We start from the raw sequence: 642 nt of genomic DNA, 5'->3' as shown, positions 1-642 counted from the left end.
AGNTATTTGCATTAATCGTACTTTGGTAAAAGAGTTAAGTAGCAAAAAAAACCACTATCAAGCGCTCGATATGGTACTTGAAGGTGGCGGTATTGAAATAAACGAGCATGGTGTGTTGCTAACAACCAGCGAATGTTTGCTTAATAAAAACCGTAATCCAAATTTAAACCCAAGTGACATAGAAGCGCTTTTAAAAGCGCACTTGGGCGCAACAGATTTTTTATGGGTTGATCGTGGCTATTTAGCGGGTGACGACACGGACAGCCACATTGATACCTTAGTGCGCTTTGCACCAAATAATACCCTGGTGTATGTGCAATGTGACGATAAAAGCGATGCGCACTTCAGCGCGCTTAATGCCATGCAAAAGCAACTACAAAGCGTTAAAACTGCCAATCGCACCCCATATAAGCTAATTGAGTTGCCATGGCCAAAAGCCGTGTACGATGATGAAAACACGCGCTTACCCGCAACCTATGCAAATTACTTAATTATTAACAATGCGGTATTAGTGCCTACTTATAACGATGTAAACGACCAACGCGCTTTAGGACAGGTGCAAAAAGCATACCCAGATAACACAATTATTGGGGTAAATTGTTTACCTATTATTGAGCAATTTGGCAGTCTTCACTGCATTAC

1 protein-coding gene is annotated in these 642 nt (G+C 41.3%); it reads left to right on the top strand.

What is annotated here, in order from left to right:
* Positions 1-642, top strand: a 642-nt coding sequence (locus ND16A_RS09685; protein ID WP_033077530.1) for an agmatine deiminase family protein, incomplete at both ends; no start/stop codon positions are given.

The sequence above is a fragment of the Thalassotalea sp. ND16A genome (assembly GCF_000764205.1).
Taxonomy (GTDB): Bacteria; Pseudomonadota; Gammaproteobacteria; order Enterobacterales; family Alteromonadaceae; genus Thalassotalea_A.
Note: the sequence above shows the minus strand (reverse complement) of the source record. Positions and strands in the feature narration are given on the sequence as shown.